The sequence below is a fragment of the Nostoc sp. JL31 genome (genome assembly GCF_017114965.1).
GTDB lineage: Bacteria > Cyanobacteriota > Cyanobacteriia > Cyanobacteriales > Nostocaceae > Nostoc > Nostoc punctiforme_A.
Genome location: NZ_JABXKO010000088.1, coordinates 58,302 through 72,400 on the forward strand (window position 1 = coordinate 58,302; position 14,099 = coordinate 72,400).

The following is a 14,099-nucleotide window of genomic DNA, read 5'->3' on the forward strand; positions in this document are numbered from 1 at the left end:
CGAGTCTCGGCCTTTAGCATACCAATTTCTGGCACATTTAGAATATAAGTGCGATCGCAATGTATAGAAAGGTAGGGTTATGAGTATTGCTCAGGCTAAACGCTTCACACTAGATCAATACCACAGACTTGGAGAATTGGGCTTTTTCCATGAAGATGACCACATTGAATTAATCAATGGGGAAATTATTGAAATGGCATCCAAAGGTAAAGCCCATGAAACTTGTTTAAGGAATTTGTGGAAGCAACTCCCAAAAATTGTAGGAGATAGGGCAACTTTGCAATCTCAAGCCCCGATTACTTTGCCACCTAACAGCGAACCTGAACCTGATTTTGCGATTGTTCAAAACCGAGATGATAATTATCTCTCGTCTCACCCTAAACCGACTGATGTGTTATTGGTGATGGAGGTTTCAGATTCTTCTTTAGCTTATGACCAAGATGTTAAAATACCTCTTTATGCTAAAGCTGGTATTACTGATTATTGGATATTCAATTTATTCGATAATTATTTGGAAGCTTACAGTGAACCATATCAGGATAATGAAGGTAAACATGGTTATTCAAATAAGCGAATCTTCCTGTCCACTCAGGTGATAAATTTTCCTTGTTTTCCTGATTTATCTCTCGATTTGAGTAGAGTGTTTCCGCCAAAGCTGAATTTTTAATCTTTGTTATATGATTCAGTCATAAGGCTAAGGAGTAAGTTTTATGGCTTATAGTGATTTTAAACTTCTTGACACACAGATTAAGCTCATGTTAGATATATAACAACGGCAGCAAAACAAATGCACTCTAAAACAAAATTCGACAAGTGCAAATTATTGATTGTTGTCTAAGAACGTAGAATCCCTAGCTTACCGCTAAGTATCGCGTTATTCCTTCGGCTGAACATTCAGCCTGATGTCAGGTCAATTGATTGATTAGACTATCAGCAAGGAAAATAATATATTTGCGTGAATGTTCGGCGGAATGAATAACCTGATACCTAGCAGTAAGCCAGGGATTTTACCTTCTTAGACTAGAAATCAATTAAATTTGTAAATAGAGAGCCTAGCAAGGAAAAGGGAAATGCTTTTTTAGTATAAATCTCTTTCATAAAGCTAGGCTGCTACTAGATGTGTAATTTATTGAAGCTGTCCAGTTTCCTTAAACCAACTCTGGACATACTCAAATGACAAGCTATCATCTACCCTCCAAAAAACAAGTAAGCCAGAAAAAAGATTATACTGGCATTTTTTGCGATATTCAGAACGTTCCCTCAATCATAAAATTCGCTAGTTTAGTGCTGCAATTTGCAGAATCTAACGGGACTGTATCTTGCAAAAATATTTATTACAATTCACAGCGTCAAGACCAAGTTGCTTCCTCAAATAAACTAAAAGAGCTTGGTTTTAGATGTGTTAATGTTCCTGATACCTCAAAAAATAGTGCAGACAAACGACTTAAAGATGACTGTTATGAGGCAGTTGCTTTTAATTCTTCTCTAAAGAATATTATCCTATTCTCAGGAGACAAGGATTTTGCTGTATTAATTTCCATTCTCAAAGCTATGGGTAAAAAAGTCATTGTCTTTGCTCAACGAGGTAGTGAGAGTCCAAAGTTGATTAAACTGGTTGGTAATGATAACTTCCACTTTGTAGATGAATTACCTCAGCTAGTTGCCAATAGCAATAAGACTCAACCTCAAAATATAGACATTGTGTCTCAGATTAATTACAAAGACGCTATAGAATATTTAATTGAAGCTATCAAAACTGTCTCAAGCCAAGGTAAGCCTACCGTATTTGGTCGCATTGATAAATTAATGCGTCAACGTTGTACTAAGTATCAAGGATACTTAACTATTTCTACAGATGATGGCAAGAAATTTAAGAGTTTTAGCCAGTTTATTGATGCTGCTGTCAGGGATGGTAAAGTTCAAAAGCAAGGTCAGGAATTATTTTTAGTTGAGTTAGACAAACTAGCTGCTTAAAAAACTTTTAAAAACCCAGTTGAGTAAAAGCTGGGTTTTAGCAACACCGCTATATGCGGTTTTTTCATGTCTAAAGACAATCACACTTGTACAGTTTCCCAATAGTCAATTTCTGCAACAAGAAACAAGATAAAATGCACAAAATTCTAATATTCCATAATGAAAAACTTCTACGTCGTGCGCTGACTCACCGTTCTTACGTCCATGAAAACCCCGGAGAAGGCGAACATAATGAACGCCTAGAATTCCTTGGTGATGCTTTGCTGAATTTCTTAAGTGGCGAATATCTCTATGGTCGTCATGCAGAAATGGGAGAAGATGAATTAACCCGACGACGTTCGGCGCTGGTAGATGAAAAGCAATTAGCAAAGTTCGCTGAGGAAGTGGGTTTAGACTTTAGGATGCGGTTAGGAAAAGGTGCAATTCGAGATGGAGGCTACCAAAATCCTAATTTGCTCAGTAGTACCTTTGAAGCAGTTCTTGGTGCTTACTATTTGGATAATGATTCCAATATTGAAGCAGTTCGCGCAATTATAGAACCACTCTTTGATTCTGTAGATCCTAAGCATATAGTTGTACCCCGTTCTAATGTAGACTCAAAAAACCGCTTTCAAGAATGGGTGCAACGCAATGTTACCCCAAATCCCCCCAAATATTTCACAGAACAAATAGGAGGCCCTTCTCACGCGCCAGAATTCATCGCAAAAGTATTGGTAGATGAAAAAATTTACGGAGAAGGTAAGGGACGCAATAAAAAAGATGCAGAAAAAGCTGCTGCTGAAGATGCGCTAGCTAAGTTGAAACAACAAGGTTTTTTATAGTTTATGGGTTCATAAATTTTGAGAATTTTAAAATTAGAAGCTTCATAACATTGAAAAAGCGCAAAAAAAATGAGGATGGTATACTCCACCCTCATTTTATTTTTGTCACTTTACTCATTTCCAGATAGTAGCCGGAAAAGAGTCAAATATTATAGTTGCGGCACGTACTGTTGCTTATCTGGGACTTCAGCATACTCAGCCACAATCTGGCGGAATTCTTCGCCATCAATGGTTTCTTTCTCGATGAGCAAATCTACTAAGCGATCAGTGACGGTGCGATGGTCACGGATGATCTTCTTAGCATTGTCGTAGCACTGCTCAACAATTTCCCTGACTTGTCCATCAATGCGGGAAGCGATGGATTCAGAATACTCAGATCGGGTTGTCCAGTCACGACCCAAGAATACTTCTCCCTGCTGGCTTTCTAAAGACAGTGGGCCTAAGTCGGACATTCCGAACCGAGTCACCATCTGCCGGGCCATTCCCGATAATTGCTGCAAGTCTCCACCAGCACCAGTTGTGACTTCCGCAGCCCCAAAAATTACCTCTTCAGCGGCGCGACCACCCAAAGCACCAGTAATTCTGGCTTTCAGTTGAGAACGAGAAATTAATCCCTGTTCTTCATTGGGCGTAAACCAAGTTAAACCCTGTGCTTGTCCTCGTGGAATCAGGGTAACTTTCTGTACTGGGTCATGGTCTTTTAACAAAGTTCCAACTAAGGCGTGTCCGATTTCGTGGTAAGCAATTAAGCGCTTGCTCTTGCTATCTACCAAGGGAGTACCTTCCATCCCTGCAACTACCCGATCTACCGCATCATCAATTTCGCGGAGGGTGATCGCTTCTTTGCGTCTTCTAGCAGTGAGAATTGCTGCTTCGTTGAGTAAGTTGGCTAAGTCAGCACCAGTAAATCCAGGAGTGCGGCGAGCGATCGCATCTAAAGATACGCTAGGGTCTAGTTTCTTATTCCGCGCATGGACTTGTAAGATTTCCAAACGCCCTTTGATATCGGGTGCATCAACTGTTACTTGGCGGTCAAAGCGACCAGGACGCAACAATGCTGAGTCTAGTACGTCGGGACGGTTGGTAGCAGCAATAATAATGATGCCTGTGTTACCTTCAAACCCGTCCATTTCGGTGAGCAATTGGTTGAGGGTTTGCTCTCTCTCGTCGTTACCGCCACCGATACCAGCGCCCCGTTGGCGTCCAACGGCGTCGATTTCATCGATAAAGATAATACAGGGGGCGTTGTCTTTAGCTTTCTTGAACAAGTCGCGGACGCGGGATGCACCTACACCAACGAACATTTCCACAAATTCCGAACCGGAAATACTGAAGAAAGGTACGCCTGCTTCGCCAGCGATCGCTTTTGCTAATAAAGTTTTACCAGTTCCAGGAGGCCCAACTAAAAGCACTCCCTTGGGAATCCGTGCGCCCACAGCTGTAAATCTTTCTGGCTGCTTCAGGAAGGTGACGACTTCTTGCAGTTCTTCCTTAGCTTCTTCAATTCCGGCTACGTCGTCAAATTTGACGCCGGTTTTTGCCTCCATTTGGAAACGCGCTTTAGATTTGCCAAAGTTCATTGCTTGACCTGGACCACCGGGGAGGTTGCTAGAACGCCGGAACAAAAAGAACAACCCAGTAATCAATAAAACTGGAAAGATGAGATTGCCCAACAATCCCCAAATTGCGCCATCATTCCGCATGGGGTGAGCATCAAAACTAATGGCTTTCTCTTTGAGCTTGCTAATTAACTCAGGAGCGTTAACAGGCAAATCCACACGCCACCTTTGGACACGATTTTCCAGGTCTGGATCGCGGGCTTCTATAATTGCTGTCCTACCGCCTTCATACAGATCCACACTGTTGACGCGATCGCTGTTCAAGTATTCTAGAAAGCGACCATAAGTCATGCGAGTATTAGCTGCATTCTTACTCATATCGGCAGGAGCGCCTGCAAACGCCCCTTGCCAGAAGAAAAAGCCAATTACCAAAGCTGGCAATGTCCAGAGTGCTACGACTTTCCAAGAGAATTTCATTTTAATTTGCCTCTAGATGCCTATACAACTTGTTAGCTCTAGTAACCGAATGTTCATCACTCTGTCACTTTAAGCTGTTAAACGGATGTTTATAAATCCATTTTGTTTAATTTGATCTCTTACATGCACTGCCATAAGGCGATTAGAGCATTATGGCAATGCCAACAAGAATCTTAATCAAAGTTAACTTAATTTTAATACAATATCGCACGAGAAAAGGGAGCGCAACGGTATGCAAAGACAGAGAGAATTTCTCCAGAATGCTCCTCGTATCGTCCAAGCCGCTCTCAATCATGATTCTGGGGGAGTGGGGAGTGAAGGAGATGAGGAAGAAGGGGAGAAGTTACAGTAAGTTTTTCCCCTCTGCCCCTCCGCTTCTTGTGCCCAATTCCCTACTTTACTTCTGTAATTTTTAGAGTGTAAGGAAGATACTTGCCCTTTTCGTAGGAACCAACCCAAATTTGGTAACTTCCAGGTAGCCATTCACCAACAATGCCAGCATTTTTGCCATCAAAATCGTCATTGCACCAAGTACCACCGGGCCCTTTGATAATTATGGTGGTGTCTTCAGGACTTTGCACTTGCAACTTCAGGTAGTCAAATTTACTTGTTAACGCTAATGTGTGGTCTGGTGTTTCATCAACAAATCCGGTACAAGGGCCAGTGGCTGTTTCGCTTCTCCCACCTACTTGACTCCCAGATATTGAACCACCACTCATCCCGCGAACTGTCAGGGGGTCTGGCGAAAACTGAGGGCTAAGGGTGACATCTCCAAATATCGTTGGTGCTTCCTGAGCATCAACCGCAGCATTAACTGTCGATGTGATGAAGAGCGTAACTATCATGAACGATAATCTCATCCCTCTATTGAGCGCTTTTGTCGGCATTGTAATTAGGTTCGCTTCTAAGTGTTTTTGAAGACATGAATTTTACACACCAAGTTCCCAACATGAGGAGAATTGACTAACTATTTTAGATGTGAAATTGGGGATAATTCATTAGTAATTAGTTAATGATTTCTTGTTCCCATAGTTGCTTTACCTTATGGATAGGGGCACACATTTGTGCGCCCCTAAAATCTGAAATATTTCTAAAATCTGGAAGTAATCGCTACTTAGCTTCCGTTATAGCCCGACTCAAGCGCGGCTTATCTAAACCAATCTGATTTAGTAGTAACCAAGATTGGATTAAGTCGGGGCCATGAACATCCCCAGTTAAGGCTGCTCGGAGCGATCGCATTACCAAGCCTTTTTTGACTTTTTGTTCTTTGACTACCTGTTTAATAATGTCTTGTGCGACGGCTTCCGAGAGTTGGGGCTGATTTTCTAAAGCTGTGACAATCGCCTCAAGGACAGCAGTAGAACCTTCTTGCTTCAATTGTGTACTGCCTTCTTCACTAAATTCAACTGTATCGCTAAAAAACAGTTGGCCTTGAGGTACTGCATCTACCAGGCGAGTCAAACTCTGGCTAATTAAAGTTACTAGCTGTTCTAACCAAGGACGTTCTCTTCCACCATCAAATTTATAGCCAGCCGCTTTCCAAAAGGGGATGAGTAAATCTGTGAGTTTATCTACTGGCGTATTGTGGACATACTGACTGTTCAACCAATCCAGCTTGTCCCAGTCAAACTTTGCGCCTGCTTTATTTACACGCTCAAAGCCAAATTCTTTAGCTGCTGTTTCTAAGGTAAATATTTCTTGCGTCGAGTCCGGTGGCGACCAACCCAGCAATGTCATGTAATTTACCAAGCCTTCAGCAGTAAAGCCCATTTTCTGGAAGTCAGAAATTGAGGTGACGCCATCTCGCTTAGAAAGCTTGCGCCCTTCCATATTCAAAATTAACGGCGTGTGGGAAAACTCTGGAATTTTTGCACCCATTGCTTCATACAGCAGAATTTGCTTGGCGGTATTGGCGATGTGGTCTTCTCCGCGAATGACATGGGTGATTTGCATATCAATGTCATCCACTACAACGACAAAGTTGTATAAAGGTTGACCGCTTCCCTCTTCTGAGGCGCGGGCGATGACCATATCACCACCTAAATCGCTACCTCGCCAAGACATCTTTCCCCTTACTAGGTCATTCCAGACAATTTCCCGCCCATCTTCGATTTTGAAGCGAATCACAAAGGAGCGACCTTCTGCTTCAAATGCGGCGCGTTGTTCTGGGGTGAGGTTGCGGTGACGGTTGTCATAGCGAGGTGCTTCGCCTCTAGCTTTTTGAGCTTCTCGGAGCGCCTCTAGTTCTTCGGAAGTAGTGTAGCAGCGATAGGCTAATCCTTGATCTAGCAGTTTTTCTACTGCTTCTTTATAAAGATTCAAGCGTTGGGATTGAAAAAATGGCCCTTCATCCCAGTTCAGTCCTAGCCAGCGCAATCCTTCAAGAATATTATCGGTATATTCGGGACGCGATCGCTCTAAATCTGTATCTTCTATTCGCAGTATAAACTTCCCGCCGTGGTGACGGGCAAATAACCAGTTAAATACAGCCGTTCTAGCTGTACCAATATGTAAATTTCCGGTTGGACTCGGCGCAATACGGACTCTAACAGTCACAGTTAATTCTCTCTTTCGCAAAGCATGATAAATGTAGCTTATATTTAAATCCTGAATCCTGAGTCAACCTCTTTGGGTAATTCAAAATCCAATATCACCTAAGTTAAGTAATTCGCTACTCATAAATTTAGAACGGGACTGACGGGGCTCGAACCCGCAACTTCCGCCGTGACAGGGCGGTGCTCTAACCAATTGAACTACAGTCCCTTGTTTGGCAACTTTGCTATTATCACTATTTTTTTTCTACTTGTCAAGTGTTTTGGAGTTGGAAATTAGAAATTCTTTTTGACTCGTCTCTGCCAAGTGCGAATTGTTCGTTAAAGAGACCGTGATAATACAACCTGTGGCTCTGATTCCAGATGCTGCAATATTCGGGATTGCATTTGTTTATACTGCTGTTTCAATAGCTGTTTGCTCAATTGGGGTTGAGAAGCAGGTGGTACACTATGACTCTGTTGCACCCAGGTTTTCAACATTTGCCGCTGAGTTGGCTCGATGCGACTGCTGAGAACCTTAATACAAGAATGTGGTGCTTCCAGAGTAAAGAAAATCAAAGGATATTGTTCATTTTCAGCCAGGAAACTTACCATCTTAATATTTTGGGGATTTTGCATATCTAAGTAGCATGGTAGCCACTTAGGAGCCAATTGCCGATTGTATAGTACAGTTAACCACAACAGCATTGGATGAGGGGATGTCACAAAGATAAACTGGTTGTAACGGGTAGAAACCGCATAATTTTTGATTTCTTGTTTAGACAACATCAACCATAGCGCTGTCATCGAGCCTTGTGGGGTGTCTAGAAGCTGGGGAAAAACAATTTCTTGAATTGGTTTATTTGGAGGCCACAAAAGTTGCCGATAACTTTGTTCTATTGTGATTGGTAATGCAGAATTTAAAGGACGGCTAAGAACGGTGTTAGAGGCGATATTTGTAGGGAAGCTGGGACAATTAGACTGTTCTAAATTATTTAATACTTCCAAAATTTCAGTGATATTTTGGGGGCGATCGCTTACTTTTTTAGCCAGACAAGCCATAATTAAATTATTTAGTTTCTCAGGTATTTTCAGAGTGGGTTTAACATCTGCGATCGTTTTTGGTGTTTTAAAGTGATGTGCTTTATACCAAGCACCAAAGTAATCAGTTTCCGGTTGCCAAGGTTTTTTGCCTGTGAGCATCTCAAACATCATTACACCCAGGCTGTAAATATCAGAACGACTATCTAATTTTTCTCCATCTAGCTGTTCTGGAGAACAATAAGGTAAAGTGCCATTAAATCCGCTACTTGTACTAGCTGTTGATGTATAATTCAAAAATCTGGCAATACCAAAATCGAGAATTTTAACTAACTGTCCCAATATCGGATCGGGAATAACTAATATATTGGCAGGCTTAACATCTCGATGAACCAACGGGCAAATTTTGCCATCAAGATTAATCCCTTGATGGGCACACTGTAAGCCCAAACAAATTTGGCGAGAGAGAGTCAAAAACATGGGCAGAGATAACGGAATTAAATCCTTTAAACTCTTGCCACATAGATATTCCATGACGTAGTATGGTTTTCCTTTCTCATTCACACCATAATCATACGCTCGCACTATATGTACGCTCTTTTGACTCAAGGCTGCACTCATTAAAGCTTCGCGAGCAAAGTCTTGTTGCATCTTGGTATTAACAACAGTTTGAGTCAAAAACTTGATAGCAACTGGTATACCTCCTAACAAAACATCATTTGCTAAAAAAACTTCACCCATACCACCCCTGCCAATTAATTGCTTGAGTTGATAACGATTAGCAAGCAAGCCAGTACTACTTAGAGATGTAAATGGACTTTGATTCACTTTGTTCACCTCTGGCGCTGAGTCCATTTAAAGTTAGCAATACACACATAAAAATATTATTAAGTTTAGGTAATGATAGTAATAATTTTGATTCTGATAGCAGAATCTCAACGACGTAATATAAGTTTTAAAAACATTTCTAAGAATTTAGTCATCCAAGTTTTTAAACCTTCTGTCTCAGATTTTTGATGTGTAGCTAAGTTTCGTAATATGTCTAACTTCAGCTTTTCGTACTCTGCTTTTAGAATATTTTTGGCTTGACTCGGCAAAATAAATTCATTTGACTGTTGACTCATATCTAACCAATCTACAAGTTGTTGACGCTGTTTAGCCGTGAGGTTTAAAGTCGTTACATGAGAGCAATGAGTTGGATCTTCTAGGGAAAAAAATAGTAAATGATAGTAACCTACTTCTGCTAAACTACGTGCTATATTTTGACCCTTATTATCTTTTAGATCCAGAAAATAAGGTAGCCACTTAGTTGTAGAAGGTTGGGCATCATATAGTACTGTTACCCACAGTAGCATGGGGTATACATTCATTTTAGTAATAAATTCAGTACCATGTATTTTATCCAAAAATTTTAGAACTTCTTGTTTGGGCAACATTGCCCAAAAAGTTGGTATAGGTCTTTGAGGAGTCTGTAGTAAATGGGGAAATCCAATTGGCGCAATTGGTTTATTCTTAGGCCAAGTTTTCTGCAAACACTCTTTTTCTGATAATAAAGTTGCCGGTACTAATTGAACTGGAAGTGAGACTTTAATAATATCGGTACTATTGTTAGAAATAACATTATTAACTTGAGCATTAACTTTTGCTAAATCTTCTAATATTTGGTTTATATTCTGAGGGCGATCGCTTACTTCTTTAGCTAAACAAGTCATCAATATTTTTTCTAATATTTCCGGAATTTTAACTTGCGGATTTACTTCTTCAACTGTAGGTGGCATTTGAAAGCGATGGGCTTGATACCAAGTACCAAAGGAGTTACTTTTTGTTTGAAATGGGTGTTTCCCTGTCAGCATCTCAAACATTAGTACTCCCAAACTATAAATGTCAGAGCGGACATCTAGCAGTTTACGCCCTTCCATATGTTCTGGAGAACAGTAAGGCAAACTGCCAATAAAAGAATCGGTTAGGGTCATCCCACTTCGCTCTGTTAAAAACTTGGCAATACCAAAATCTAGGATTTTAACAATTTCACCTTTTTTACTATCTTCAGCAATAAATATATTTTCTGGTTTAATATCTCGGTGAACAATAGGATAAATCTCTCCTTTAAGGCTGATACCTTGGTGGGCACATTGTAAGCCTAAACAAATTTGATTACAAATTTCTAAAAACTTCGATATTGTCAAGGGTTGAATTTTCAGAATTTGTTTGAGATTTTTTCCTTGAAGGTATTCCATTACATAAAATGGAGTTTTATCCTCAGTAACCCCATAACTTAAAATGCGAACAATATGTTTACTTTTGCGACCCAATTGAGCGCCAATAAAAATCTCTCTGGCAAAACGTTGGGACATTTGTTGGTTTGCCAAACTAAGTGATAATATTTTGATTGCGATTGGCATACCGCCTTTAGCTGTATCTTCTGCTAAATAAACTCTACCCATCCCCCCTTTGCCAATCAAATCTCTGATTAAATATCGATTGTTTAAAAATTGTCCGATGTAATCGTCTAATTCTGCTTTTTGCCCTACCATACTCTCAATTTTATTTTCTGGCATAAAAATCATTTATAAAAAATGCTATTGGCAAAATACTTTAATTAAGTCTAGCTAATTATTAAATTTAAATCTAAGAGATATCCGAATTTTGAGAAAATTAATTATATGCTGTAAATATGCTTAAGCCCTCTGCAAAAGCTATTAAACATTGTGTAACATATTTATTAAGGAGTACGGTTGAGAAATTACACGTAAACTATAAATAAGCTAGATAAAGTTACCTAGTATATTCAGTGAATACACAGGAATAATCATAAATAACTAAACAGTAGTCAAACCGTGAACCTCTCTTTAACTCTGTACAGTTAAAAGTTAATATTTAGGAGTAAACGGCGTAATAATCTAATTAGTGGATTTTCAATTTTTATTTTAAAGGCTAGTATTTGGGTGCGTTGCAGGGAGTTAAAATTGTTATCACTGATGAGAATTAATGATTGTTCTCCATCTGGTAGTTTTGGACCAAGAGTTAAGCCTTCAATGTTGTCTAGCAGTACATCTAGTTTTCTCAAATCTAACAGCAGTTTTTTCTGAACTGATTTAATATTTTTGGAGTCGACTGCTAAAAGGCTATCAATATTATGAATATCATCGGCTCCTTCTAAGGAAACCTGAAACAGGGAAATAGCAAATCCTAAACCAGTAAAAGACCTTTCTAAACTTAAAAAGTGTCCTTGATTATCTAGAGCGAGTAAATCAGGTAATCCACTAGCAAATTTGCCAATGAAATTCAAAAATGGTGTAACTGATTCAGTTTGGTAAAGAAATTCTTTTTCGGGTTGCTTGTTGAGCAAGTTGTATTGCAAAATTCGGCAAAGACTACCGATATTAGGTTTCGCTGCAACACCGTCTTGAATTAGAGCATTTTCGGTGGCTGTGAACAGATGCTTATTATCGGGTGCGATGGTGAGGCTTTCAAAAGCTAAATTGTTGCGTATACCTTTTTGATTAGTTTTATCTGGTAAAAATTTATTTGGTATGGAGAGTGTTGTAATTTCTCTGCCAGAATATAGTGAGAACTCTTTAATAAAAGGATTAATTAATTTTGTAGCATCGCCTTCAGAAGAAACAAACACAGTTGCTTTATTAGTTAATGCAATACCTTCTGTATCAGTTTCACCAGGGAGAAATATTTTACCATTTTCATTTAATAATGTAGTAAGGCTGAATGGAATAATTCCACCTTTTTCTAGTAAACCTTTACTTAAGTCGATTTTTAAAGTGTATAAATGGGTGGCAGCTTTTTGCCCACGCTCATCAGAAATAGCGTAATAAAGGTTATTTTTGGAATTATATGTAATTCCAGATAAACCTCCTACTTCAGTATTTTGAAAAATTAAACCTTTCGGTAAGGTATCTTCACCGATAAATTCTATGCTACTTATTTCAACACCATTTGATGCTAAGTTTGTGAATATAATGCTAATAATTGTAATCGGAATTAAAAAGAACCATATTTGTGGAAGTACGAAGATTTTTTTAATTAGCTGCATAGATTTTTTCGTTAAATCAATATTTGTAGGGACGTATAACTGTACCTGAGTTCGATGTAAAAAATAAGCTATAAATAGCTGTTCATAAGAGTTAGAGGTTTTTTTTAGGCTTGAGTGATTGTCAATAATTTTAAGCTATTGATAAATAATTGCTAGTTAACAACTTCAATAAATAAATTTTTTAACAAAATCCTAAGTAATATTACCAGTAACCATCAATATCGTCCCAAAGCTCTGAGAATAAAGTAATTATTTCAGAGAGAGACGCCTTTCCAGACTCCAACTCATATAAGGCGTATCTAGTAAAAATACACTTTGCAACAGCGGATTCATTATATAATCGCCAAGATAATTTTGCTAATATTTTTTAGGAATAATGCATTCCACTGGCACAAGGAACACAAAGGTGACTTTCATAGCGTTCATAGCGATTAAGCGTTACGTAAACAAATTGAGTATCTAGATACTAAGGAAGGAAAATTGCTACAATTAACGAAAAATATTGTATCTAAATCAGGCAGCCTGAGACACACTATATCTCTTATAAAAAAAAATAAATTTTACATAAATTAATATTATGTTGCAACCCCAAAAAGAAAGGCAGCATTCAAAATACCAAGCTAATGTCCAGTTAAGTTCATTTTGTGAATTACAATTTTACAAAAAAATGTTAGCGCAATCTCAGTCTAACTTGCAACGATCTCAGTCTAACTTACAACAATCTCAGTTTAACTAATCAATTTTATTTGATAGGAAGCTGTATGAGCGTTATGGAGGTTTTGATGAATCTCTAGAAAATTTAGAGGATTGGAATTTATGGACTCGTTACTGTTTAAAGGATCAGTTTTTGTTAATTGAAAAGACAACATCTATGTACAGAGTTCCTTCTAATATTAATGAGTGGATAACGCGAGCAAAAAAACTAGATGCTTACTATACAATTGCTGTAGAAAAGCAGAAAGAGCTAAAAATATATCTATCTACTCCAGAAGTAATGAATTTTTATCAAGAATTAACAACCTATGAGCGTGCTACCTTATCTTCTACAAATCCAGCTAAATCTAATTTGAAATCTTTTTTGTTAAATTTTAGTATCTTAAAATTATTATTATATTATTATTTTAATAATACTCTGAAACGTAAAAATAATTTTTAGTTTAATAAAAGTATCATACTAGAAATTGCACTAAAGGGCTAAATAATAAATAATGGCTTTTCATAAGATTAATACTATTTATCTCAATGATGCGTTCGACCCAAAAAGCAATAACTTTAGTTTTATGAGGTTTGCTTTGGCAAGTTTAGTAGTTTTCTCACATTGTCATACTCTAGGTGGTTTTGGTTCAGAGGAGCTTTTTGGAAACCCACAAGAGACTTATGGTGGTTTTGCTGTCATAAGTTTTTTTATCTTAAGTGGCTTTTTAATTAACCGTAGCTATACTACAACTTCCTCTGTATGGCGCTTTCTGTGGCATAGAATTTTACGAATATTTCCGGGATACTGGGCTTGCTTACTGATAACAGTATTAATTTTTGCACCACTAATTTATCTCTTTGAAAATGGTCATTTAAATGGTTATTTTCAAACCCAGATAAGTAGGTGGGTGGGAAAATTTATAAGTATGTAACAAAAATTTAACCTGAAGAA

At 38.4% G+C, this 14,099-nt stretch carries 11 protein-coding genes and 1 tRNA gene; 5 read left to right on the forward strand and 7 right to left on the reverse strand.

Annotated features, from left to right (window positions below; genetic code table 11):
- Positions 1-79 precede the first annotated feature (79 nt).
- The 3 genes from HWQ43_RS20335 to rnc all read left to right on the forward strand — a co-directional run bounded on the left by HWQ43_RS20335 (position 80) and on the right by rnc (position 2,795).
- The gene (locus HWQ43_RS20335; RefSeq protein WP_292737401.1) at positions 80-667 is read left to right on the forward strand and encodes a Uma2 family endonuclease; all 588 of its coding nucleotides are present in this window, start codon (positions 80-82) and stop codon (positions 665-667) included.
- Between the two features lie 506 nt (positions 668-1,173).
- Positions 1,174-1,974, forward strand: a complete 801-nt coding sequence (locus HWQ43_RS20340) for an NYN domain-containing protein (RefSeq protein WP_292737403.1) — start codon at positions 1,174-1,176, stop codon at positions 1,972-1,974.
- Positions 1,975-2,108: 134 nt separating this feature from the next.
- Complete coding sequence (gene rnc / locus HWQ43_RS20345; protein ID WP_292737405.1) at positions 2,109-2,795, forward strand: ribonuclease III; 687 nt, start codon at positions 2,109-2,111, stop codon at positions 2,793-2,795.
- A 149-nt stretch (positions 2,796-2,944) separates the two neighbouring features.
- Here the strand turns inward: rnc and ftsH2 are convergent, their stop codons facing one another.
- The 7 genes from ftsH2 to HWQ43_RS20380 all read right to left on the reverse strand — a co-directional run bounded on the left by ftsH2 (position 2,945) and on the right by HWQ43_RS20380 (position 12,451).
- Positions 2,945-4,831, reverse strand: a complete 1,887-nt coding sequence (ftsH2, locus tag HWQ43_RS20350; RefSeq protein ID WP_292737407.1) for an ATP-dependent zinc metalloprotease FtsH2 — start codon at positions 4,829-4,831, stop codon at positions 2,945-2,947.
- Positions 4,832-5,223: 392 nt separating this feature from the next.
- Positions 5,224-5,718 (reverse strand): hypothetical protein, encoded by a 495-nt coding sequence (locus HWQ43_RS20355; protein ID WP_099100181.1) that lies wholly within the window; start codon positions 5,716-5,718, stop codon positions 5,224-5,226.
- A gap of 223 nt (positions 5,719-5,941) precedes the next feature.
- A complete protein-coding gene (gene gltX / locus HWQ43_RS20360) occupies positions 5,942-7,387 on the reverse strand; it encodes a glutamate--tRNA ligase (RefSeq protein ID WP_292737411.1) in 1,446 nt (481 codons plus the stop codon).
- Positions 7,388-7,520: 133 nt separating this feature from the next.
- Positions 7,521-7,594: transfer RNA gene (locus HWQ43_RS20365), tRNA-Asp, on the reverse strand.
- 110 nt (positions 7,595-7,704) lie between these two features.
- Positions 7,705-9,231: a serine/threonine-protein kinase gene (locus tag HWQ43_RS20370; protein WP_292737414.1), complete on the reverse strand. Its 1,527-nt coding sequence runs from the start codon at positions 9,229-9,231 to the stop codon at positions 7,705-7,707.
- Positions 9,232-9,338: 107 nt separating this feature from the next.
- On the reverse strand, positions 9,339-10,961 hold the full coding sequence (locus HWQ43_RS20375; protein WP_292737434.1) for a serine/threonine-protein kinase: 1,623 nt from the start codon (positions 10,959-10,961) through the stop codon (positions 9,339-9,341).
- A 305-nt stretch (positions 10,962-11,266) separates the two neighbouring features.
- The gene (locus HWQ43_RS20380; protein ID WP_292737416.1) at positions 11,267-12,451 is read right to left on the reverse strand and encodes an esterase-like activity of phytase family protein; all 1,185 of its coding nucleotides are present in this window, start codon (positions 12,449-12,451) and stop codon (positions 11,267-11,269) included.
- An 847-nt stretch (positions 12,452-13,298) separates the two neighbouring features.
- Between HWQ43_RS20380 and HWQ43_RS20385 the strand changes: the two genes are divergently transcribed.
- Together HWQ43_RS20385 and HWQ43_RS20390 are read left to right on the forward strand one after the other, a co-directional pair.
- A complete protein-coding gene (locus tag HWQ43_RS20385) occupies positions 13,299-13,607 on the forward strand; it encodes a hypothetical protein (RefSeq protein WP_292737418.1) in 309 nt (102 codons plus the stop codon).
- Positions 13,608-13,659: 52 nt separating this feature from the next.
- On the forward strand, positions 13,660-14,079 hold the full coding sequence (locus tag HWQ43_RS20390; protein ID WP_292737420.1) for an acyltransferase family protein: 420 nt from the start codon (positions 13,660-13,662) through the stop codon (positions 14,077-14,079).
- Positions 14,080-14,099: the final 20 nt, after the last annotated feature.